Source organism: Micromonospora sp. NPDC005299 (assembly GCF_042872345.1).
In the GTDB taxonomy this organism is placed as follows: domain Bacteria; phylum Actinomycetota; class Actinomycetes; order Mycobacteriales; family Micromonosporaceae; genus Micromonospora.
Window position 1 is genome coordinate 38668 of record NZ_JBIAKG010000003.1, and the last position, 19968, is coordinate 58635.

Sequence of the window (19968 nt, forward strand, 5' to 3'; positions counted from 1 at the left end):
GCCTCCTGCCGGGGGTCCCCGGCGCATCTGGCCTGCTCTCCGCAGCAGGCCGATGGTGAGGCTTAGGCGGGTCCGGGCTCGACGCAGATGTGCCGGCCTGTGGGGATGGCCGAGCGGGCGCGTACCTGCTCGAGGCGGTCGAGCACGGGCAGGGTGAGTCCGGTGGTGGTGTCGGCGTAGAAGTGCGTGTTGCTGCTGCCGGCCGCGTTGGTGGTGGCGGCGCCGGTGCAGCCGGGCTGGTCGGGTGCCGGCTTGGGTTTGCCGGGGCAGCCGGGTACAGCTTTCACCTTGGGTTGGGTGGTGGGTGCGGTGAGGCTGTCGATGAGCTGCCGGATCAGGTCCCGGTCCAGATTGATGGCGTGGCCGGTGTCCGTGCAGTCGGGTACGGGATCGGCTTCGACGGCGGCGGCGCCGGGGATTTCGCCGACGGTGGCGGTGTGCTCGACGTGGTCGGCGGTGGGGCCGATGACGACGGGCAGCTGCACCGGCAGCACGGGCGCCGGGGCGGCCACGGGCTTCGGCTTCGGCTTGGTGGCGGGTGCGTCGGGCAGCGGCGCCGGGTCGGTGGACGGCAGGATCATCGGCACGTCGGCGACCGGGGCGGGTGTCGGGGCCGGCGCGGTCGGGGTGGGCTCGACGACCGGCGGGGTTTCGACGACCGGCGGCACCTCGACGGGCGGCACCACCGGGGGCACGTCCACGACCGGCTGGGTCGGCGTCGGGGCCGGGGTGGGTTCGGTGGTGCGCGGCTCCGTGACCACGGGTTCGTCGGCCGGTGTCGGCTCGACGGTGGGGGTCGGCTCGACGGTGGGCTCGGCGGGGATGGTCGGTTCCTGCGTGGGCTCCGGCTCCGGCTCCGGTGTGGTCTCGGGCTCGGGTGCCGGCGGGGTGGGCGTATGGGCGGGCTCCTCAGCGGGCTCGTCCTGCCCCGGCTTCTCGGCTGCCACCTGGCCGACGGTCGCCTTGGCGCGGGTGCTGGCCTGGTTGGGGAGCCGCGCCGCCTGGTCGACTACACCCCCCGGGCAGTCGACCGCGGCGGCGGGCTTGTCGGAGGCGTGGGCGGCGTGGGTGGCGGCGTCGTAGGCCGCGGCGCCGGCGATCCCGGCGGCGGTGAAGGCGCCGGCCAGGAGCCAGCGGCGTGCGGTGTTGGTCATGGCGGTCACCTCCCCCACGGTGGTGTCTGCCTGTCCCGTCGGCGGGACTTCCCGTTGTGTCGTGCCTAGCAGTGTGGTCCGCGTTTGGTGGAAGTTCCATCTTGGCGCAGGACAAGAGTCTTCACACTATGCGAGTTGTGTCGGTGACGGCTTGTGCTGTCCGTCCGATGATCGACTGTCCGGTATGGCCGGATCGGACGTGAGGATCTCTTCGCTATCTGAGGATCTTGTCGACCGGCGGGTGGCGGACGGTGATCAGCGGGTGTCGCTCGACTTGCGACGCCGCTCGGCGATGAGCCGGTCCACCGCTTCCGGGGAGACCATCCGGTAGCCGCCCCGCTCGGTGCGGTACCAGTCGACGCCTTCCTCGCCCAGCTTCCTGTCGGTCAGGAGTCGGCGGATGGTCTGCGTGCTGTCGTGGTAGCCGGCGGCGATGAGGCGGTCGCGGACCTGGCTGATGGTCAGGTACCCGCTCTCGCCCATGTGGTCTCCCAGGTCTTCCAGGTCTTGCAAGTTGACCAATGGTCGCATGGCAAGGCCCAGCGCGGGAGCGATGGGAGGGCTCAACATGTCAGGCACTCTACCAACCTTTCCAACCTTTCCAAGATGTGTCATGCTGGCGGGCATGCCGAACTACCGAGCTGACCTCTACGCCGCCGGGGACCGGTTCACCGGGACCGAGCGGTTCGACGCCTCCAACCCCGTCGAGGCGGTCGAGATCGCGCGTCAGTGGGTCGTCGCGCTCGGCCTGGACCACGCGGTCCTCTACGCGTGCGACGGCACCGGCCTCACCCAGCACGTCGCCCAGGTGGGGGCCGCCCGATGAACTGGCCCAAGGTCCGCACCGTCGCCTTCGGGGTCCTCGCGGGGGTTGTCGCCTCCGCCGGAACGTTGGCCGTGACGGTGGCCGGGTTCGCGCTGTCGTACGACGCGATCCGTGCTGTCGGCATCGCCTCCCGGATCCGCACCGAGTGGGCGTGGCTGCTGCCCGTTTCCGTGGACGGGGCGATGGCTGTCGCGACGATCGCCGCGGTGGTCCTGCGGCGGATGACCGGCCAGACCGCCTGGTACCCGTGGGCCGTGGTGCTGGCGGGCGCCGGCATCTCGATCGCCTGCAACGGCCTGCATGCCGTCCCGCCCGCCGGTTCCGCTCTGGTGATCGAGGAGGCCAAGGTCCGGTTCGCGGTGTCGGCGATCCCCGCTGTGATGCTTGCCCTGTCGGTGCACTTGCTCGTGACGCTCGTTGAGGCGGCCAGCGTGTTCGGCGGTGACGCGCCACCGCGTCAGGATCTGACGCAGCCGGTTGACGCGCCGGTCGAGCGGGTCGCTGACGCGCCCGTGACGGTGCCGGTGACGCAGCTTCCGGCGGCGGTGACGCGGCCTGTTGACGCGGCCCTTGACGCGCCCGCGTCGATCGCGTCGAAGCCCGCGCAACCTGCGGTGACGCGGTTTGTGACGCAGGCTGACGCGCCGTCGCGACGCACCCGTGAGGTGGTGATGCGCCGGCCGGTGAGCGCCCCTCCGGCCGACCGTGACGCGGCGCTGGCGCAGGCGCTTGACGCGGTGCTGAAGGAGGGCGCGTCGATCCGTGGCGCGGCGCGTGACGCGGACGTGCCGGAGGCGACGCTGCGCCGCGAGGTGAAGGCGCGTCGCGAGATGACGCAGACCAACGGCCACCAGTTCGAGTTGGCCGCAGCGACCACGAAGGAGAGCTGACCGATGGAGGAGCTGACCGTGGTCGAGCTGATCCGCGAGTACGGCAAGGAGATGGACATGGCGGGCAGGTACACCGCCCTGCGGAGTTCCGCGGCGGCGGCGAGCCGGACCAAGGCGGCTCGCCTGTTGGCCGAGATCGTGCGACGCATCCCCACCCAGTAGAAGCCGCGGGTCCCGGTCCCACCTCCTACAGCCGGGCCGGGACCCGCATCCAACCCCGAAAGGAAGGAGCCCCATCATGACGGACCTCGTCCTGGCCCGTGAGCAGCGGGCCGAGTCCGACAGCCAGGTGGTCCTGGTCGCGCCGTCGGCGCAGTACGTGCACACCCGCTGGCCGAGTCCGGCGCAGATGACCGCGAACGGCGCGGTCGCCGCGATGGCGCTGGTCGGAGGCGGTCTGCTGGTCGGCGGGTTCACCGGCCGCGTGGACGTCGAGTCGCCGGTGACCTGGGTGGCGCTGGTGGTGCTGTACGCGCTCGCGTGGGTGGCGATCCGCGCCCGCCGTTCGGCGGACAGCCACCGCGCCGACGTGGAGGTGAAGCTGTGACCCAGACCGTGACGGATCGTGAGACTGCAGTCTGCAGTGCAGACTCCCCCGGCGTGCCCTCTGAGCGCGGGATCGTGCCGGAGAAGCCCGCAACTCTGCACCCTGCAATGACCGAGCGTGAGCGCCGGCCGTTCGACACGCGTGCGTGGCTGGCCAAGTTCGGCGCCTACTGCACCCCGCCGGCGTTGCTCACCGAGCGGCGTCCGGCTGTCGACACGATGCGTCTCTACGCGCGGCGTGGCCGGTACACCGGACAACTCCGCGGCCCGGCCCGCCGGCTCGGCCTCATCTGGCTTGCCATGGTGGCCGCCCCCGCTTTGGTGGCGGCCCGGACGTGGGAGTGGCTGATGGAGCGGCCGGCCCGCTTCGCGGTCACCGTCGTCACCGTCAAGCTGCTCTCCACTCTGCCCCCGGTCGCCTGGCTGGTCGACCACGTCATCCACCCCGGCGCCGACGTGGCGCTGCGGGTGTTCCTCTGAAAGGAGTCCCGGTGTCGAAGAACAAGACCGTGAAGCGGATTCAGCAGAAGGGGGTGAAGACCCTCGCCTGGTTCTCGCTGGGCATCGCCGCCGTCGGCGGGACCGCAGCGGCCGGCACCTTCCTCGGCGACTGGATCGAGAAGGCGGCGGACAAGCTGCCGTGGCACTGGGTGCCGGTGCTGGTGCTGCTGATCCTCGCGGTGACCACCGCGATCGACCTGCTGGTCGACATGACCCCGAACAACGCGGCCGTCTACTCAGTGATCGCCATGCCGTCCGTGGCCGGTGCGGCGCCCGGGAAGCTGGGCGACACGATCGGCGGCTGGTTCGACGGGCTGATGGGCTGGGTGAACGACGGCCTGGTCCAGTGGCTCGGCACGGACAGCGCCGTGGGGCTGGCCATCGCCTGCATCGTCGGCGCGCTGCTGATGGCCCGGCGGGTCATCAAGAAGTCCGCCGGCGTCCCGGCCGGGGCGTGACGCCATGGGTATCGAAGTCCTCTTCTGGATCTGGGTGCTGACCTGGATGGCGAAGACCGCCGCCACGGATGTGCTGCACGCGGTGAAGGGCACCCCGAACCCGCGCTACGAGCTGAAGAAGCAGCGCGCGGCGACGGCCGGCCAGACGGTGGCAGGTCAGCCGCGGTACGGCACCCGGGAGTGGCTGGGTGACCTCTACTCGGACGCTCTGGCCGCTCAGACGGAGAAGCGGCGGGCAGCGGTGAAGGCCAAGTCGGCGCCGGTGGACGACATGGTGGACGTCGTCCGCGAGCCCCCGGCCGCGCGAAAGCCGCCGGAGCCGACCGCCCCACCCGCGCGCCCCGAGCCACCGGCCCCGCCCCAGCCGCCGACCATCCCCGACAACCGCCCCCTCGCCCCCGTCATCCCGATGTTCCCCAACCCCAAGCAGATCGAGAAGGAGATCACCATGGCTAGCTCCGAGGTCACGGGCCTGTCCACCGCGATGGCGTTCGCCGACGCCGCCGCGTCCGCCCACAACTCGTTCGCCACCGCCGGCGCGGAGGGCTACGTCGGCGCCCTGGAATCCGGCGGCATGGGTGGCGCCGCCGTCGGCTCCGCCCGCGAGGCCATGGAGGCGTCCGGGGTCGCCGCCGCCAAATGGTCCGCGCACAAGTCCGAGCTGGAGCGGCAGATGAACGTCAAGGAGGCCTACCAGGGCCAGCAGGACGCCGCCGACAAGGACTTCCTGCTCGCCGAGTAGTCGCCCCGGCTCCTCCCGTGGGGCGCAGACATCCCCCGTCTGCGCCGCCGCGGTGGAAGCCGGGACACCGGACAGAAGGAGAACCATGCACACCACCGACACCCCGGTAGAGGGCGGCCTGCGGCAGCAGCTCGCCCCGCACGCCGCCGTGGGCGCCCTCGTCGTGGCCGCCGGGGCGGCGCGGATCGCCGCGCACGTCAGCGGCGACGAGCAGCAGGTCGCCCGGTGGGTGGCCGGTGCCGCGTTCGCCGTCGCCGTGGTGGCGGCGGCGCAGGTGCGTAGGCGGGTGTTCGGGAAGAAGGCCCGCCGCCGCGCCTACGCGTTCCTGGCGGTGGCCGGGGTGTGGCTGACCGGGGTGACCGTCGCCGGGCTGTCGTTGGGCGCGGTGGGGCTGCTGATGGCGTTCGGGTACGGGCTGTCGATGCACTGGTGGCGGCAGCACCCGGTCGGGCTGATCCAGCCGAAGGTGTCCCGGTCGGAGTACCAGCGGCTGTGGTCGGAGAACATCGGCTGCTCCGATGGGGTGCTGCCCGGGTCGCGGCTGACCAGCCCGGAGCCGTTCGCGTCCGGCTACCGGTTCGCTCTGCGGTTGCGGGCGGGCCGGCAGCACTACGGGATGGTCCTCGACAAGATTCGGGTCGTCCGTGGCGGGCTGAAGCTGCGGCCCGACCAGGAGCTGATCGTCGAGCGGCACCCGACCGAGGCGGAGCCGACGGCGCTGCTCACCGTCGTCACCCGTTCCCCGATCCGTGGTGACCAGGACTGGCCGGGCCCGGCGGCGTTCGAGCGGGACACCGGCTGCGTGCGGCTGGGCCCGTTCACCGACGGGGAGGGCGTCGCCCGGTGGAAGGCGTACACCGCGAACCGGCTGTGGGGCGGGTACGCGCAGGGCGGCACCGGGTCGGGCAAGTCGCGGCTCATCGAGTCGGTGGCCATGTCCCTGGCGGCGAGTGTCAGCCACCCGACGGTGATCCTGTACGGCGATGGGCAGGGCGGTGCGTCGTCGCCGCTGCTGATGAAGCACGCCGACTTCAAGGCGCGCACTCACGAGCAGATCCTCGCGATGCTGGAGGGGATGCACCTGGTGATGCTGCTGCGGCAGGACGAGAACGCCGTCGAGGGGCTGGAGGGGTTCACGCCCACCACCGACCGACCGGGCCTCCTGGGGATCATCGACGAGTGCCACAAGCCGCTGTCGAAGATGGAGAACCCGGCGCTGTGTCAGCGCACCCAGTATCTGGCGGCGACGATCGCCCGGGAGGGCGGCAAGGTCGGTGTGGCGCTGCTGCTGGCGTCGCAGTCCCCGACCCTGGACGCCTTCGGGGGCGCCGGGTCATCGAACGCGGAGGCGATCCGGTCGAACCTGCTGGCCGGCAACGGGGTGATGCTGCGGGGGAAGGACCCGAACGCGAAGACGGTGTTCAAGGTTGAGGTGGACCCGACGTCGTTCCCGCCGCTGCCGGGGTACGCCTACCTGATCGACCCGGACCCGGAGGCCCGGTCGGCGCCGTTCCGCGGCTACTACGTCAGCGACGAGCAGCGGAAGGTGTGGCCGAGCCGCATCGTGTGGCGGTCGCTGGACGCGGGGTCGGCGGCGGCGTGGGGGCAGAGCTACCTGCACCGGCACGAGCTGGCGGAGAACGCGTTGGAGGAGGCCCGCCGGCGGATCGCTGCCCGCCGCGCGGGTGTGGTGGTCCAGCCTGCCCCGGCGCCCCAGCAGGCCGCTGGTGGGGACGGCGACGCCCTGCAGGTGTTCGGTGGGGCGTCGTTCCCGTCGTGGTCGCAGATGGTCGCGCAGGCGCAGCAGGAGGCGCGGAAGGCGCTGCGGGAGGGCCACCACAAGGTGCTCACGGCGATCCGCGCTGGGCACACCGGCCCGAAGGCGATCCAGGACGCGACCGGCTACTCGGAGCGGCAGGTGCACAACTTGCTCGGTGAGTTGATGGAGGCGGGTGAGATCGCGCGGGGCGGGTACGGCCGGTACGAGCCGGCCCGAGCCGCCTGACCCGGACAGGACGAAGCAGCCCCACCGCAAGCGCGGTGGGGCTTTGTCGTTGACCTGGGCGACTATGGTGCCGGGGCATGACCCGTACCCGCATCCTTCCCGCGGTGGCCGTTCTGGTCGCCCTCGCCCTGGGCGGCTGCTCCGGCGGCGACGACAAGCCGTCAGCCCAGGCCACCAGTTCGTCGCCGACCACAGCCGCCGCCACATCCGCCGCTCCATCCCCGTCCAAGAACGGGCCCGACTCCCACGCCGTCAGCGCCTGTCAGAAAGCTGCTGCCGCCCTCGACGCTGACGGTGACGGGCTGGACGCGTACGCAGAGGTGGTGTCCGAGGCGCAGCAGTCCGGCGAGCAGTCCATCGTTCAGGCCGGCGTGTTCCTGGATGAGCACGTGAAGCTCGCGAAGGCTGCCCAGGGCGCCGACGACGAGGCGGCGATGGAGGCGGGGTTGGCTGCCAGCGCGCTGGACTTCACCGGAGCCTGCGCGGAGGTTGGCTTGGTGTACTGACCGCGGGCACGCGAAAGCGGCCCCCCTCGCCACGAAGGCGAGGGGGGCCGCAGTCTGTGCAGCGGAGGTCAGGCGGGCTTGTTGGGCACGGCGTAGACCAGGCCGAGGGCAGCGAGCGTGGCGAGGCCGACGCCCACCCATTCGGCGTTCGTGACGCGGTCGTCGGCGAGGGCTGTCCCGAAGGCGGTCAGGCCGGCGACGAGGCCGCCGACGACTGCCTTGGCGTAGGGCTTCCAGTTCACGGGTTCCTCCTGGGTACGGTTCGGGTGTGACGCGGTATCGGAAGACGGCCGCCGGGTGGGCGGAGATACCGGAGCCGTGCCAAGCCGGCCACCGGGACCCGGACGGCAACCCGGAGACCACCCCGGCGTGGGGTGCCTGTGAACGCTGTGGGGCGATGGGCCGCCAGTGGCGCTGCCAGCGGGAAGGCTGCGGGCGCAGGGTGCAGCACGAGCACGCCTGCGGCTAGCGGCGAGCCGGCTCCCGGTCACGCTCGCGGTCGCGCTGCGCCTGTGACAGCAGCAGGTGCGGCCAGTACAGGTGGGCGATGAACGCGGCGAACAGCACGAACGACGCGACCCGTTGGCCCGGCCAGCCCGGGAAGTAGTAGTTCACCAGGGTCAAGGCCAGCACGGCCGCGATCAGGGCCCGCCCGTACAGCATCCACCGGCCCTCGCTGGTCCGGTGCCACGCACCACCCGTCCGCAGGTGATACCGGATCGGGAAGGACGCCGCGAGGGCGAGCCCGATCCAGCAGAGCCAGATGTTCAGGGTGAGCCACCCCTGCCAGTGGAGGAAGTCAGTCACCGTGTGCCCCCAGCGCTGAGGCGATGCGAGGTGCCATGTGGTTCTCCCGGCGGATCTTCTCCTGGACGCGGTGCGCCTTGTCGACTTCCGGCTGCCGGGACAGGGCGCTGTTGAGCCGGCGTACCGCTTCGGCGACGGCGCTGCGTGCCTGCTCCAGCTCCTGCGGTTCCGGGTCGGGTGCCTTCCAGCGTCTACGCCTCATCGGCGCGCTCCGCTGCCGCTTTGATGGCCTGCCAGGCGTGGGCGGAGGTCTGCGAGTGCTCCAGCAGCTTGTCGACCTGGTCGCGGAGCACCCGGTTGGCTTCGACCTCCACGGCATGTGCGGCCTTCCACGCGGTCACGTCGTCTTTCTTCTCCGCGATGACCGTCTCGTACGCCTTGACGATGCGGTCGACGTGCGGTGCGGGGACCAGGAGGCCCTTGAGCACCAGCCCGACCACTGTGACGATGACGCCACCCAGCAGCGCCCACGGCCCCCCGCTGGCCGCCGCCGTGGGCAGCCATTCCACTACTGCTGGAGCCGGGCGACCAGCTCGTCGACGACGGCCTTGGCGTCGATGCCGCCGGACTGGTACTGCTGCACCAGCTCGGTCAGCTTGGCGTCCCGGGCGGTGTCGGCGTCGGCCATCCGGCGCACCTCAGCCAGGGTGGCGTCGTCGAGGCCGGGCAGGGTGGCGACGATGCCGTTGACCAGCTTCTCCAGCTTCGCGATCCGGCCGAGGGCCATCTGCACCCCCGGGTCGCCGAGCACCCGCAGCTTCGCGCGGTTAGCGATGTCGTCCTTGTCTTCGGGTGTCACGTCGTCCTCCAAGAGTCCCCAGGGCTGCGTGTTCTGCTCCGCCTTCACCGTCTGGTCGATGGAGACGTGGAAGTGCTTGTCGTGCGGGTTGACGCCGTCGTACGGCTCGGGCTTCCAGCCGCGCAGCCGGTGGTAGAGCTTCCGCTCGTAGATGACGTACCGGGCGGACGGGTGCCGCTTGATCGCGGCGAACACCACGTCGAAGTCGAGGCCGTCGTCGTCGAAGTCGGCGGCGTCGACCGAGCCGCGGATGTTCGGGTTGTGGTCGCTCTTGGTGGCTTGGTGCCGGGTGTCGCCGACCGTCCCGTCGGAGGTGTGGTCCCGGCCCGGCCAGCGGGCGTTGATCTCGTCGCGGAGCACCTTCAGCGAGGGTGCGAGGTGCCAGTCCACGGATGCCTCCTGGATGAGCTGTCGTAGCTGCGCCTGCTCGGGGTCCTGGCCGGCGAGGGTCCACTCGTCCTTGTGGAACCAGCACACCGTCCACGCCCCGTCGCTTTCCGCGGCGGCGACCATGTCGCGCATCCACTGGACGCGGCCGGCGCCGTCCCGGTCCGCCGACACGCGGATCGCCCCCAGCTCGGCGATCAGATAGGGCAGGCCCGTCCGCCTGGCGACGTCCCGGGGGATGGTGAGCAGGTCGTCGGGGGTGCGGTAGCCGGCGCCGTTGTTGTAGACGTCCCAGCCGACGAAGTCGACCGGCACCTTCACCAGCCACCGCATGTCCCCGGCGTTGTCCTGCCACCAGTAGCGGGTGTAGACGGGCCCGAGCAGGATCTCGTCCCGCATGGGGTGGCCGTCGAACGCGGGCACCAGTTCGCCCCAGCGGGCGTGGAACTGCTGCACCGTTGGGTCGCCGTACTTCTGCTGCTCCGGCTCATGGCCGTACGTCAACAGCAGCAGCAGGCCGGCCGGCTTCTTCGCCGCCCAGGCCAGCAGCTCCGGCACGCTGTTCGTCTTGAACGACAGGTGCACCAGCACCCCGGCGGGGATCGGTCCGAGGACCGGACCGTCCCAGGCGGGCAGCGGATTCCCGACGCCAACGAACACCCGCACGGCGGTGGTGCCCGGGTACATGGCCAGCATCTCCGCCACGGGGCGCCCGCCAGGGCACCAGCCGACACGGGTCACGTCATCACCCCGACACGTATTCGACGTACAGCCGGATCGGGAACGTGGCGTCCGCGTCGGCCACGATGTTGCCGGTGCCCGTCGCGCGGGTGCCCGTCCCCACGAACGTCTTGTTGCCGCTGGCCACCGCCGTGTACTCGGCCTCGACCGTGCCGTCCCAGCGTGTGCCCAGGCCGCCGGTGGTGGGGATGTTGATGCGCAGGATCTGCAACTGCGTGCCCGTCACGTTGTTCTCCCGGATGCGGGAGAACACGGTGTCGTTCGCCACCGTGGACACCCACGCCACCGTCCACCGGATCTTGTAGGTGCGGCCCTGCACCAGCGACACGGTGATCGAGTCGATGACCACCTCCGTGGTGGTGAACGCAGCCGAGTCCGACGTGCGGGTGGTGACCCCGATCCGCTCCCCAGGCCGCTGACCTGCGCGGACGATCTGCCCTGCCGGCATCTGCTACCTCCTGCTCACAACGCCACAACAGCGGCCTGATAGACGTCGACCGGGGTGCCGGCTGGCCACGCCCGCGCGACACCGTTCACGCCGCGCTGGGACACGATCGCGGTCTGCACGGAGCCGGTGCCGCCGATCGTTGACACGCGCATGACCTCACCGCCGACCTTCACCAGCATCGGGAAGTCCGCGGCGACGGTCGTCCACGGACCATTCCACGCGGTCGACTTGATCTCGAAGGATCCCCACGTGGCGTTCGGGATGGCACTGTTCAGAGTCGACCCGTCGGAGCCCTCACGGCTGACGTCCACGACGCCGACATCCCACGCGGCGGCCGGAGACGGGTTCACCTGCACCAGCCACGACCGAGGCCCGATCGTCTCAGACCAGCCCTCCACCAGCCGGTCCAACGGATCCGCCCCGTACTGGGCGGGCGGGTTGGTCCGCAGGATCCGCGAGCCGACACCACACGACAGCCACCCATCAACCAGCGCCGGATTCGCCGCCAGGTCGAGAGGGAACGTGTCCTCCCGCAGCTCGTCCACCGTGCCGAGGCGCACCCGCCACGACGCGTGATCCGCCAGCACCCCATCGGAGGCCACGCTCAGCTCCTCGGAGTCGTCGTACACCCCCGAGCGTTGCTGATGGGCGGCATCCAGGGCGGTGGCGGAAGCGCCGTTGACGCGGCTGACCGTCCACTCGTTGCGCAAACCCTGATCGTCGTACGTCGGCTCAAGCACGTTGTCGCTGCGGCCGGACACGGCGTAGGTGGCCAGGTCGATAGTCATGGCGGTCGGGGTGTTGTAGCGGGCCTCACGCGGTCGGTACGCCAACCCGTAGCCCAGCTCGTACAGCACCCCCATGTCGGCGGCCTCAGCCTCCCGCAGCAGGTCCATCACCCCTGCCGTGGGCTGCGGGCCCATCGGCTCGCTGTAGCCGGGCAGCACCGACACCGGAATGCCCTCCTCGGCGCACAGCCGCGCCACCCGGGTGGCGGCCGGCTCGCCCGGATTACCGAACGCCGCCGCCACACACGCGGGGTGGTTCGGGTTGGACGCCCACACCGCCAGATGCCCCTGGGCGATGTCCGCGCCGGCCTGCGCCGCAGCGGCCAGCGCGATCGACGTGACCGGCGGCACCGTCATGTTCCCGGTGGTGCTGCCGCCATTCACGCCCACGCCGTCGACGTAGACACCCCACGACACCTTCGTGCCGTCCTGCCACACGAACCAGCGCACATGATGCGGCTGACCGTCGAACAAGGTTGAGGCGGTGCCGCCGACCTCAGACTCACCGTTCATGGACACGTCCACGCCCTGCAAGTCCGGCAGCAGCGTCAACTGGGGCCAACCCAGCGCACCACCCGGCAGATACGACGGGTTCACGTCAACCGTCGAGTCACTGGCGTCCGTACCAGACCGGTACATGAAGTCAACACACCACTGGCTGGTCGCACCCATACGCACCGGCGCCCACACGATCGCCAGACCGTGGCTACCAGTCCTCGACAGCGCGTCAGGCAGCCACGGCGCCAGTTCACCCCGACCCCACTGCGCGAACGTCACCACCGCACCAGACGGGTGGGTGCCAACGAACGGGCGCATCGGCTCACCGCCCACCGCCGCGGTGCCCTCAGTCACCAGCTGCCCGTCCTCAAGCGGCCAGTAGGCGACCGGGCTGGTGGTGGGGATGAACCGTGCCGGGGCGGACCGGGCCGGCTTGACGCCCTGGTCGAGACGGCGCAGCAGACCCGAAGCGGTGATCCGCGCGGCGGACGCCGACTCACCCGGGCGGATCGGCAGGAAGGTGGGCTCCCACTGGTCGATGAACCTGTTCGCCAGGTCCACCCGCAGCGCGTAGTTCTTGTGCAGCGCGGTCACGGGCAGGGTGTTGGTGTTCCCGGCGACCAGCCACGACTGAAGGCCGGTCGCGCCAGCCGCGGTGATCGCCGTGTCGGTGGCGGTGAGCTGCCAACCCGCGGGCTCCGCACCGGCGGCGGACCACACCTTCATGGCCAGCTGCGTGCCGACCACCGACGCCCGCACACGCAGGTACGTGTTCGCCGCATAGGTCAGCGACGGGACCAGGTTGAGTACCGCGAGGTCGGTGAAGCTGCCCCCCACACACTTCGTGATTTTCAGCATGACGTTGGTGGCGCCCGGGTTGAACTCGCAGCGCAACCAGTAGTAGGTGGTCGTCGCCGAGTTGTACCGGAACAGGAACCCCGTCACCAGGGCGGCACCGGTGAGCAGCGCCGACGTGGCCACGTCGATCACCTGCTCCGAGTCGGCCAGCGAGGTGGCCAGGTAGGTGCGACGGATGTTGTTCACGGTCGGGTGGGCATGCCGGGCCACCCCGCCGGCGACGGAGAAGTCCGCTGCGGCGGTGCCGCCGGTCGTCCACGCCTGCCCGGAGGTGGCGGTGCCCCAGCCGCTGCTCACCGTCCGCGCGAACGTGTCCTCACCGCGGCGGAACCGTGCCCGCAGGGGCGTGCCCAGAGCCACGTTCGGCCAGTACGGGCTCATCGCGTTACGCGGGGTCAACGCCCCGTCGTCGTTGAGCAGCGTCGCCGACAGCGTGCCCGGCGACACCTGACCGGCACCAGACGACCGGCCAGCCCTGTTACGCATCGGCTCGTTCTTCAGCCGCGACGACAGGTCCGTCCACGACCAGGTGCCCGGATCAGCCAGCAGGTTCGCCCCGAAAGCGGCCTCCAACTCGACGGGCAGTTCCCGGTCATCCGGCCACACTGGCGCACCCCCCATCCATCCACGAACAGCCGATCATCCGACGCAGCCGGTGACCGCGTGTGCACACTGGACTAGTGACCAAAGCCCGCCGTATCTGGCTGACCCCCGCCAACGCTGTCCTCGCTCTCGCCGTGATGGCGCTGGTGGTCGTCACGTCCGCTGCCATCACCCAGAAGGTGCTCGGCAAGGAGGCAGCGCCGGCCGTGGTCGAACCGCCGCAGCCGAGCGTCTCGGTTTCGGTGCCGGGCGTCGACATCACCGGGGAGACGTACACGCTGGCCGGGAAGGTACGGCTTCAGCCCGGCCAGTTCACCCGCGATGAGGGCATCTGCCAGGGACCCGACTCCCCGGTGGTCGTCACCGACAAGACCGACGCGCTGATCGCCTACGCGCCCCTCCAAATGGGCAAGCCGACCGGCGGCGACTGCGAGGTGCCGTTCACCCTCACCGTCCCCGCCGGGCGGGGCAACTACGGGGTGGACGTGCCCACCGTCGGCCGGCTCGACTACACCGAGGCGGAACTGGCCAGGACGGTCGAGCTGGCCATCGGCTAGCTACCGAACGCCGCCTGCGAGCTCCCGCCGTAGTAGATGCGGGTGTGCTCCCGGATCGCCCGCACGATCGGATCCCCGTCACCGCCAACCCACTGCGCCGTCAATTGGCCCGGCGCCGGCACCGACGGCGACGAAGCCGGCAAGCCAGCCCCCGACGAACCCGACAGGGCGAACGTGCCCGCCAAATCAGACGCCGCCGACCGGGCAGCGCCGAGCGTGTCAGTGACCCCCGACGACAGCATCCCCACGATGCTGCGGCCAGACAGGTACGGGCTCCCCGACCCCGACAGCGGACCCCGCTTCGCCGGAGAGTGCGGCAGGTAGTCACTGACGGCCTGCGCCACCGCCGCACCCACACCGTGCAGCGCACCGAACTTCGACCACATGCCGTCGATCAGCCCCTGCACCACGTTCCGGCCGGCCTGGTACAGCATCCGACCCGTGTTACCCAACGCCGACACGATCCGGCCAGGAACACCACGCATCGTCGCCACCACCGACGACACCTGCCCCGACGCCCCCGACCGCAGCCGAGAGAACTCGCCGAGCACGAACGTCACCGGCGCGGCGACCGTCCGAAGCGCCCCCGTGACCTGACCGAACGCTTCCTTCACCCGGTCACGGAACCCGGTGACCTTGTTCTTCCACTCCTCGATCGTGTCGAACCACCCATCGACGGTGTCGATGGCGTCCTTCGTCTTCCGGATCGCCTCCGGCAGATCCTCTTTCAGGAACTTCCAGATCCGATCGATGAAGTCCCTGACCTTCTGCTGATTCTCGGGGTCCTTGAACCACTCCGCGATCTTGTCGAGCGTGAGCTTCAGGCCCTCCCACGGAGACTTCGAGGCGTCATGCTCCCCGAACAGGATCTGGACGATCGACCCGAAGATCGAGAAGATGTCACGGCCCATGTCGAAAACGTCCGACAGGATGGTCGACGCCTGCTCGAAGAACGTGTCCAGGCTGCCGCTCTTGTCGAGCTTCTCAATCCACTTCGAGAAGTCCTCGATCACCTTGCCGAGCTCGTCGCCGAGCCGCTCAACGAACGGCCCAGCCGCCCGCGACAGCCGGCCGAACGCGTCCACCAGCGGCCCCGCGACCGCCCGGCCGATGCGCTCCAACGCCTTCCGCGCGGACTCGGCCCCCGCCGCCATGTTGTCGATGAACGACTTCTTCCGCAGCGACGCCGCGGCCTCCCTCGCCAGCCTGTTGAACGTGGACGCGTAGTCCCCGAGCGTCCTGTTGAGCTGCGGGAACCAGGCCGTGGCCAGCTTGCGCACCGACTTGTCGAGCCCCTCGAACAGCCGCTGCTGCACGTTCAACCGCAACCGCTCGAACGCCGGCTTCAACGACTTGATCGTGTCGACGAACTTCTGCGCCGCCGGCGCCAGCTTCATCAGCTCCTGCGCCGCCCCACCACCCCCAGACGGGGGCTTCTCGTTCGCGGCCTGCAACGCCTCCTGAGCCGACAGCAACTGCTCATTCGCCGCAGTCACACCCTCAACCGCGTCCTGCTGACGGCGGAGAGCATCCTGCACCTGGTCGGAACCCTCAACCCCGACCTTCGCGGCCTTCTTCTGCTCCTTGCCCAGGTCGTCGACCGCGTCCCGCGCATCCTCCAAATCGAGGACGGCGTCCTCGTACGCCGACAACGCATCCTTGATCTCATCGGAGCGGCCCGTAGCACGGGCGTCAGCCAGCGCCACCTCCGCGTCCTTGACCGCCCGGATCGCGTCCCGCTCGTCCTTATGGGCACGCTTGACCGACCGGTTCAAATCCTGGAGCCGCTCAACCTCATCCTCGCGGGCCCGCGTGACCGCCTGCTGCGCGAGGACCACCTCACGCTGCGCCCGCGCCAGAGACCGCTGCGCCGACTCCACCCCGCGGGTGGCCTGCGCGACCTGCCGCGCCCGCGCCGCCAGGTTCTCCCCGGCCCCACCACCACCGGAGGAAACCTCCTTGAAGTGGTCGGCGATACCCATCATGCCCAGCGACAACGCACCCAGAGCGGCCACGGCACCGGTGATGATGCCGGGCAGCGACCCGATCGCCCCGCCAACGAGGTAGACAGCCGGCACCGTGAACGTGGCGCCGGCCCACAACGCGACCAGCGCCGTCGCCAGCCCCGCCAGGCTGGACGTCGCGTTCGACACCACCCCCGCCATCGTCGACGCCGCCGACGAAACCTGACCGAGAGCGGAAGACACCCCCGACATGAGGGCAGTGCGGAACCTGTTCCGGTCAACCTCCGGCTCAACCTTCACCGACGCCTTGACCTTGTGGGACACCTCCGCGACCAGGGCGTGCAGCTTCGCCTCGTACTCCCGCCGCGCAGCCGGCTCGGTCGGAACCTCAACCTTCAGCTGCCGTTCGACGGAGGCGATCTGCGCCGCCAACTCCGACCGCAGCCCCGCAGTGTCAGCCCCGACCGGGATGTTGGCGTTGACCTCACGGGACAGGGCGGCGACCTGCCGACGCACCTGCGACTGGAACTCGCCGATGAGCGGATCCAGCTCAACCGGAAGCTCCGGCTCCTTACCCTTCGGCACCGGGATCTTGTCCGGCACATCCTTGGGGTCGACTTCGGGCTTCACCGGCAGTTTGGGCTTCTTCGCCTTCGGTATCGGCAGCTCATCCGGGACCGACTTCGGGTCAACGTCCGGCTTGACGGGCAGCTTGATGGGCTTCCGGTCGCCGAGCGCATCGGCGATGGCCTTGTCGAGGCCCGACCCGGAGAGCTCCTGCGCGATGGACTTCTGGAGGTTCTTCGCGAAGCCCTTCGCAGACGGGATGATCGTCACCCACGCCTGGCCCACCTCGGTACCCGCCACGAACGATCACCCCCCGTGCTTGATCAGGCCCAGTCGTTGCAGCCGGCCCACGTACTCGCGGCGCCGCTTCTCCGCCCGCGGATCCGGCCGACGGACCGGCTTCGGCCGCTGGCCCTTCCCACCGCCCCGCTGCCAGTTCGCGCCGAGCAGCGCATCCACGGCCGTAGCCAAGAGATGCTCGGTGACACCCCACCGGGCGGCGTCACCGTTGAGCGCGACACCGAGCGGCGACGTGACCGGCAGGTGCCGGATCAGCACCAGCAGCCGGCGAGGGCTCAGCGCCCCCGAGAAGAGGTGCCCGAGCCGGACGCCCGGGTAGTGCGCTTCGAGGGACGCTTCGATGGCCCCGCCGTGCTCCCGGAGGAGTCGGGCGAGGCCGTCGATTCCCCCTCGGTCGTCCCGTTGTGGTCGAGCCACCGCTTGAACAGGGCGGTCATCGCCGCGATCGGTTGCGGCAGCTCGTCGAACCGGTCGGCCTGCTCCGCGCCCATCGCGAGGCGGAACGCCTTGCGGATGGCCTCCACGTCACCCTCGTTGGCCAGCTCAACCACGCGCCAGTCGACGCCGGTCATGTGGGCGAGGGTCCACTCCTGGCCGTGCCAGGTGAACGTCAGCGGTGCTTTGGTTTCCTCGGCCGCCACGGCGTCGAGGTCGAACACGTCACTCATCGGATGGTGCTCCCTGCTTGCGGGCTTGCGGGCTAGAGCAGCGGCGGGCCCCGCGCCCGCTGACGGGCCCGCCGCTGCGCTCATGGGGTTACGGCGTGGCCAGGGTGTCGTCGGCGTAGTACCGGTACGCGACGTTCCCGGAACCGTCCACGTACGCCGACAGGGTCCACTCGTAGACCGTCACGTCACCCGACGACCACACCACGTCACCGCGCTCGGTGACCTCAGCCTTCGGCAGGTACACCCGCTGAAGGCGGGCGCCGTCGATGCCGTGCAGCACCCACGCCCGCACGTCCGCCGACGGCGGCTTCTCCTCAACGGAGACACCCTCAGCGGTCTGCGTGATCGTCGAGCCGGCGTACTGGATGCCCAGCGTCAGCATGTTCGTCTCGGCCGCCGCGAAGGTGAACGTCTTCGTGTACTGGCCGGGAATCTTTCTCGCCAAGGCGTTGCCCTGCCAGATGAACACGTCGGTGCGGTCCTGCGAGGTGGCCTCGGTCAGACCATCGCCGCTGACCGCCCCGATGGCCAGGAACCCGGCCGCCAGCGCCGTCGTGGCGTTGGTGGGCGCGGTGATGAGGCCCGGGGTGTCCGGGTCGTGGGTGTAGACGGCGCCGTCGGTGTACGCCCTGATGAGGTCGATGTCGACCGCCATGGGTCATCCTCCTGAATGCATGGTGAGGGCCCGGCGGTCGCCGGGTACTGGTCAGTCGCGGGCGCGAGCTGAGGGTTACGCGGGCCGTCCGCGCATGCCCACCTCGACGGTGAGCTGGGAGATCGTGCGCGTGCCGTCGGCCGGATCGGGGACAGGAACAGGCCCGGAGAACGTGGCCACGCGGTAGCAGACCACCGGCCGCGGCCAGCCAGCCACGGTCACCTCCTGGCCTTGGGCGCCGCGCAGCAGCGCCCACACCAACTGGGCCAGGTCGTTGCGGTTCTTCTCATCCGACGAGCCGCCGGTCTGGAACCAGACCTGCGCCTGCAACCGCGGCGAGTCGGCCACCTCGTGGAGCTCCACCCCGCCCAGCCGGCGCAGCCGCACGTACTTCCCCGGGGACTGCGCGGGCGCCACCTTGGTGCCCACCGTCACCCCCTCCGCGTACGGCTCCGAACGCTCAGCCAGGCGGGCACGCAGCCACGTCACCGCCACCAGCTCCGCGTCCGGGTACAACGCCACCGGCCGCATCAGGCACCCCGGGCAGCGTCGATGGACGAGGTGAGGACCCCGTGCTTGGCTTCGACAGCGAGGCCAGACGGGTGGTCGAGGATCACCCGAGCGCGAGCACGTCCCGCCCCGGCACCGACATCGACCGCCACCGGCAGCGGAACCCGTCCGGGCGTACCGTCCACCCGGATCCCGGCCGACTCCACCTGCTCGGCGACAGCCTCCGCCTTCCGGCCCAACATCGCCTGGACGCCCTCGGACCGCAGCAGGTCCCGCATCCCGCGCCGGTTCAGCTTGACGCGCACCCTGGTAGCCACTACCCCTCCACCCGGTTGCAGTAGACGACCACCCCGAACGCCATCCCCGTGAACGGGTTCACCCAGTCGAACGGCTCCCCGACCACCTCATACGCCCGGCCGCGAACCTCCAGCCGGTCCGTCGCCTTCACATCGACGCCGGACGGCATGAAGACGACCAGGTCGGACAGGACCGCGTTCCGGTCGGCGAGGATCTCACTGCCTCGTGTGCCCTGCGCGACCGCGCACCCCTCGTACGGGATGCTCCCAGCGGTCGACCAGTCGCCGACCGGGTTGCCGTACCCGTCGTCGACCAGTTGCGCGCGCAGCACTGTCACCGTCTCCCCGTGCGGGAAGATCACGGCTCCACCACCTCGTACAGCGGGAAAGAGCCGGTCAGGTCCGCCCCGCACGAGCAGTACAACGCCCCGAACATCAGCGCGCAGATCGGCGAGTGGATGCTGCCGCCACCGGGGGCGGTGTCGACCGCGAACGCCGCCGCCGGCCCCGCAGTGCGGCACAGCGCCTGCAACGCCTCGATCTCGCTGGGCCACAGGTTGAACCCCGACCGCTGCCGCGTGTCCGTCGAGACGGAGTACGGGCCGGCGGTCTGCTGCTGGAACGCTCCCGCCCCAGCTTCCGACCACCGCTTGACCGCACCGATCAGGATCAGCTTCGCCTCGGCGAGCTGGTCCGCGGTGGGGGCGGGGTCGATGGACGCCAGGCAGGGGGCGACCCGCGACGCCTTCGCGTTCGCGCCGGCAACCATCACGTCGACCAGCTCCGCGGATTGCAGGCTCGCGGGCAGGTCGGACACCTGGATGATCTGACCGGCGGACGTCGGGTCAGGGCCAGCGGGGATCGGCATGGGTCACCTCCTGGGTCGGGTTGGCG

Annotated in this window: 28 protein-coding genes; 11 read left to right on the top strand and 17 right to left on the bottom strand. The window is 70.6% G+C overall.

Annotated features, from left to right (window positions below):
* Nucleotides 1–62: 62 nt before the first annotated feature.
* Both ACFYPD_RS09335 and ACFYPD_RS09340 read right to left on the bottom strand, forming a co-directional pair.
* Nucleotides 63–1154, bottom strand: coding sequence for a hypothetical protein (locus tag ACFYPD_RS09335; RefSeq protein WP_387110694.1), 1092 nt, complete (start codon nt 1152–1154; stop codon nt 63–65).
* A gap of 255 nt (nt 1155–1409) precedes the next feature.
* Nucleotides 1410–1637: a hypothetical protein gene (locus ACFYPD_RS09340; protein WP_387110696.1), complete on the bottom strand. Its 228-nt coding sequence runs from the start codon at nt 1635–1637 to the stop codon at nt 1410–1412.
* A gap of 142 nt (nt 1638–1779) precedes the next feature.
* Here ACFYPD_RS09340 and ACFYPD_RS09345 point away from each other — a divergent pair, with 142 nt between their 5' ends.
* From ACFYPD_RS09345 to ACFYPD_RS09385, 9 genes are all read left to right on the top strand, one after another.
* Nucleotides 1780–1980, top strand: a complete 201-nt coding sequence (locus ACFYPD_RS09345) for a hypothetical protein (RefSeq protein WP_387110698.1) — start codon at nt 1780–1782, stop codon at nt 1978–1980.
* Nucleotides 1977–2870 carry a DUF2637 domain-containing protein gene (locus tag ACFYPD_RS09350; RefSeq protein ID WP_387110700.1) on the top strand — a complete coding sequence of 298 codons (894 nt, stop codon included), beginning with the start codon at nt 1977–1979 and terminating at the stop codon, nt 2868–2870. The genes ACFYPD_RS09345 and ACFYPD_RS09350 overlap by 4 nt, the downstream gene beginning before the upstream one ends.
* Before the next feature lie 3 nt (nt 2871–2873).
* The gene (locus tag ACFYPD_RS09355; protein WP_387110701.1) at nt 2874–3032 is read left to right on the top strand and encodes a hypothetical protein; all 159 of its coding nucleotides are present in this window, start codon (nt 2874–2876) and stop codon (nt 3030–3032) included.
* A gap of 76 nt (nt 3033–3108) precedes the next feature.
* Nucleotides 3109–3417, top strand: a complete 309-nt coding sequence (locus ACFYPD_RS09360; RefSeq protein WP_387110703.1) for a hypothetical protein — start codon at nt 3109–3111, stop codon at nt 3415–3417.
* A gap of 107 nt (nt 3418–3524) precedes the next feature.
* A complete protein-coding gene (locus ACFYPD_RS09365) occupies nt 3525–3896 on the top strand; it encodes a hypothetical protein (protein ID WP_387110705.1) in 372 nt (123 codons plus the stop codon).
* An 11-nt stretch (nt 3897–3907) separates the two neighbouring features.
* A complete protein-coding gene (locus ACFYPD_RS09370; protein ID WP_387110707.1) occupies nt 3908–4375 on the top strand; it encodes a hypothetical protein in 468 nt (155 codons plus the stop codon).
* A gap of 4 nt (nt 4376–4379) precedes the next feature.
* Entirely contained in the window at nt 4380–5117 is a 738-nt protein-coding gene (locus ACFYPD_RS09375; protein WP_387110709.1) for a hypothetical protein, read from the top strand.
* 85 nt (nt 5118–5202) lie between these two features.
* Nucleotides 5203–7122 carry a hypothetical protein gene (locus tag ACFYPD_RS09380; RefSeq protein WP_387110711.1) on the top strand — a complete coding sequence of 640 codons (1920 nt, stop codon included), beginning with the start codon at nt 5203–5205 and terminating at the stop codon, nt 7120–7122.
* Between the two features lie 77 nt (nt 7123–7199).
* Complete coding sequence (locus ACFYPD_RS09385; RefSeq protein WP_387110713.1) at nt 7200–7628, top strand: hypothetical protein; 429 nt, start codon at nt 7200–7202, stop codon at nt 7626–7628.
* A 68-nt stretch (nt 7629–7696) separates the two neighbouring features.
* On the opposite strand, the gene ACFYPD_RS09390 is transcribed toward ACFYPD_RS09385, so the two are convergent.
* The 7 genes from ACFYPD_RS09390 to ACFYPD_RS09420 form a co-directional block, all read right to left on the bottom strand.
* Nucleotides 7697–7870 (bottom strand): hypothetical protein, encoded by a 174-nt coding sequence (locus tag ACFYPD_RS09390; protein ID WP_387110714.1) that lies wholly within the window; start codon nt 7868–7870, stop codon nt 7697–7699.
* Nucleotides 7871–8093: 223 nt separating this feature from the next.
* A complete protein-coding gene (locus ACFYPD_RS09395; RefSeq protein WP_387110716.1) occupies nt 8094–8435 on the bottom strand; it encodes a hypothetical protein in 342 nt (113 codons plus the stop codon).
* Complete coding sequence (locus ACFYPD_RS09400; RefSeq protein WP_387110718.1) at nt 8428–8637, bottom strand: hypothetical protein; 210 nt, start codon at nt 8635–8637, stop codon at nt 8428–8430. The genes ACFYPD_RS09395 and ACFYPD_RS09400 overlap by 8 nt, the downstream gene beginning before the upstream one ends.
* Nucleotides 8627–8944: a hypothetical protein gene (locus ACFYPD_RS09405; protein ID WP_387110719.1), complete on the bottom strand. Its 318-nt coding sequence runs from the start codon at nt 8942–8944 to the stop codon at nt 8627–8629. Before ACFYPD_RS09405 ends, ACFYPD_RS09400 begins: the two co-directional genes overlap by 11 nt.
* A complete protein-coding gene (locus ACFYPD_RS09410; RefSeq protein ID WP_387110721.1) occupies nt 8944–10362 on the bottom strand; it encodes a hypothetical protein in 1419 nt (472 codons plus the stop codon). The genes ACFYPD_RS09405 and ACFYPD_RS09410 overlap by 1 nt, the downstream gene beginning before the upstream one ends.
* Nucleotides 10363–10366: 4 nt before the next feature.
* Entirely contained in the window at nt 10367–10810 is a 444-nt protein-coding gene (locus tag ACFYPD_RS09415) for a hypothetical protein (protein WP_387110723.1), read from the bottom strand.
* A 14-nt stretch (nt 10811–10824) separates the two neighbouring features.
* Nucleotides 10825–13140, bottom strand: a complete 2316-nt coding sequence (locus ACFYPD_RS09420) for a hypothetical protein (RefSeq protein WP_387110724.1) — start codon at nt 13138–13140, stop codon at nt 10825–10827.
* On the opposite strand from ACFYPD_RS09420, the gene ACFYPD_RS09425 reads away from it, so the two are divergent.
* Nucleotides 13130–13405 (top strand): hypothetical protein, encoded by a 276-nt coding sequence (locus ACFYPD_RS09425; RefSeq protein WP_387110726.1) that lies wholly within the window; start codon nt 13130–13132, stop codon nt 13403–13405. The genes ACFYPD_RS09420 and ACFYPD_RS09425 overlap by 11 nt on opposite strands.
* Nucleotides 13406–13634: 229 nt before the next feature.
* Nucleotides 13635–14114 carry a hypothetical protein gene (locus ACFYPD_RS09430; RefSeq protein WP_387110728.1) on the top strand — a complete coding sequence of 160 codons (480 nt, stop codon included), beginning with the start codon at nt 13635–13637 and terminating at the stop codon, nt 14112–14114.
* On the opposite strand, the gene ACFYPD_RS09435 is transcribed toward ACFYPD_RS09430, so the two are convergent.
* From ACFYPD_RS09435 to ACFYPD_RS09470, 8 genes are all read right to left on the bottom strand, one after another.
* Nucleotides 14111–16945 (bottom strand): hypothetical protein, encoded by a 2835-nt coding sequence (locus tag ACFYPD_RS09435; protein ID WP_387110730.1) that lies wholly within the window; start codon nt 16943–16945, stop codon nt 14111–14113. The two genes, ACFYPD_RS09430 and ACFYPD_RS09435, sit on opposite strands and share 4 nt — an antisense overlap.
* A gap of 6 nt (nt 16946–16951) precedes the next feature.
* Complete coding sequence (locus tag ACFYPD_RS09440) at nt 16952–17203, bottom strand: hypothetical protein (protein WP_387110732.1); 252 nt, start codon at nt 17201–17203, stop codon at nt 16952–16954.
* A 17-nt stretch (nt 17204–17220) separates the two neighbouring features.
* Nucleotides 17221–17604: a hypothetical protein gene (locus ACFYPD_RS09445; RefSeq protein ID WP_387110733.1), complete on the bottom strand. Its 384-nt coding sequence runs from the start codon at nt 17602–17604 to the stop codon at nt 17221–17223.
* 97 nt (nt 17605–17701) lie between these two features.
* Nucleotides 17702–18268 carry a hypothetical protein gene (locus ACFYPD_RS09450; protein WP_387110735.1) on the bottom strand — a complete coding sequence of 189 codons (567 nt, stop codon included), beginning with the start codon at nt 18266–18268 and terminating at the stop codon, nt 17702–17704.
* 75 nt (nt 18269–18343) lie between these two features.
* A complete protein-coding gene (locus ACFYPD_RS09455) occupies nt 18344–18790 on the bottom strand; it encodes a hypothetical protein (protein WP_387110736.1) in 447 nt (148 codons plus the stop codon).
* A gap of 8 nt (nt 18791–18798) precedes the next feature.
* A complete protein-coding gene (locus ACFYPD_RS09460; protein ID WP_387110737.1) occupies nt 18799–19095 on the bottom strand; it encodes a hypothetical protein in 297 nt (98 codons plus the stop codon).
* Nucleotides 19095–19436: a hypothetical protein gene (locus tag ACFYPD_RS09465; protein ID WP_387110739.1), complete on the bottom strand. Its 342-nt coding sequence runs from the start codon at nt 19434–19436 to the stop codon at nt 19095–19097. The genes ACFYPD_RS09460 and ACFYPD_RS09465 overlap by 1 nt, the downstream gene beginning before the upstream one ends.
* Entirely contained in the window at nt 19433–19942 is a 510-nt protein-coding gene (locus tag ACFYPD_RS09470) for a hypothetical protein (RefSeq protein ID WP_387110741.1), read from the bottom strand. The genes ACFYPD_RS09465 and ACFYPD_RS09470 overlap by 4 nt, the downstream gene beginning before the upstream one ends.
* Nucleotides 19943–19968: the final 26 nt, after the last annotated feature.

Bases quoted from the DNA above. Each gene is read 5' to 3' on its own strand.
- ACFYPD_RS09335 (WP_387110694.1), bottom strand. From the start codon at position 1,154: ATGACCAACACCGCACGCCGCTGGCTCCTGGCCGGCGCCTTCACCGCC.
- ACFYPD_RS09340 (WP_387110696.1), bottom strand. From the start codon at position 1,637: ATGGGCGAGAGCGGGTACCTGACCATCAGCCAGGTCCGCGACCGCCTC.
- ACFYPD_RS09345 (WP_387110698.1), top strand. From the start codon at position 1,780: ATGCCGAACTACCGAGCTGACCTCTACGCCGCCGGGGACCGGTTCACC.
- ACFYPD_RS09350 (WP_387110700.1), top strand. From the start codon at position 1,977: ATGAACTGGCCCAAGGTCCGCACCGTCGCCTTCGGGGTCCTCGCGGGG.
- ACFYPD_RS09355 (WP_387110701.1), top strand. From the start codon at position 2,874: ATGGAGGAGCTGACCGTGGTCGAGCTGATCCGCGAGTACGGCAAGGAG.
- ACFYPD_RS09360 (WP_387110703.1), top strand. From the start codon at position 3,109: ATGACGGACCTCGTCCTGGCCCGTGAGCAGCGGGCCGAGTCCGACAGC.
- ACFYPD_RS09365 (WP_387110705.1), top strand. From the start codon at position 3,525: ATGACCGAGCGTGAGCGCCGGCCGTTCGACACGCGTGCGTGGCTGGCC.
- ACFYPD_RS09375 (WP_387110709.1), top strand. From the start codon at position 4,380: ATGGGTATCGAAGTCCTCTTCTGGATCTGGGTGCTGACCTGGATGGCG.
- ACFYPD_RS09380 (WP_387110711.1), top strand. From the start codon at position 5,203: ATGCACACCACCGACACCCCGGTAGAGGGCGGCCTGCGGCAGCAGCTC.
- ACFYPD_RS09385 (WP_387110713.1), top strand. From the start codon at position 7,200: ATGACCCGTACCCGCATCCTTCCCGCGGTGGCCGTTCTGGTCGCCCTC.
- ACFYPD_RS09400 (WP_387110718.1), bottom strand. From the start codon at position 8,637: ATGAGGCGTAGACGCTGGAAGGCACCCGACCCGGAACCGCAGGAGCTG.
- ACFYPD_RS09415 (WP_387110723.1), bottom strand. From the start codon at position 10,810: ATGCCGGCAGGGCAGATCGTCCGCGCAGGTCAGCGGCCTGGGGAGCGG.
- ACFYPD_RS09425 (WP_387110726.1), top strand. From the start codon at position 13,130: ATGTTGTTCACGGTCGGGTGGGCATGCCGGGCCACCCCGCCGGCGACG.
- ACFYPD_RS09450 (WP_387110735.1), bottom strand. From the start codon at position 18,268: ATGGCGGTCGACATCGACCTCATCAGGGCGTACACCGACGGCGCCGTC.
- ACFYPD_RS09470 (WP_387110741.1), bottom strand. From the start codon at position 19,942: ATGCCGATCCCCGCTGGCCCTGACCCGACGTCCGCCGGTCAGATCATC.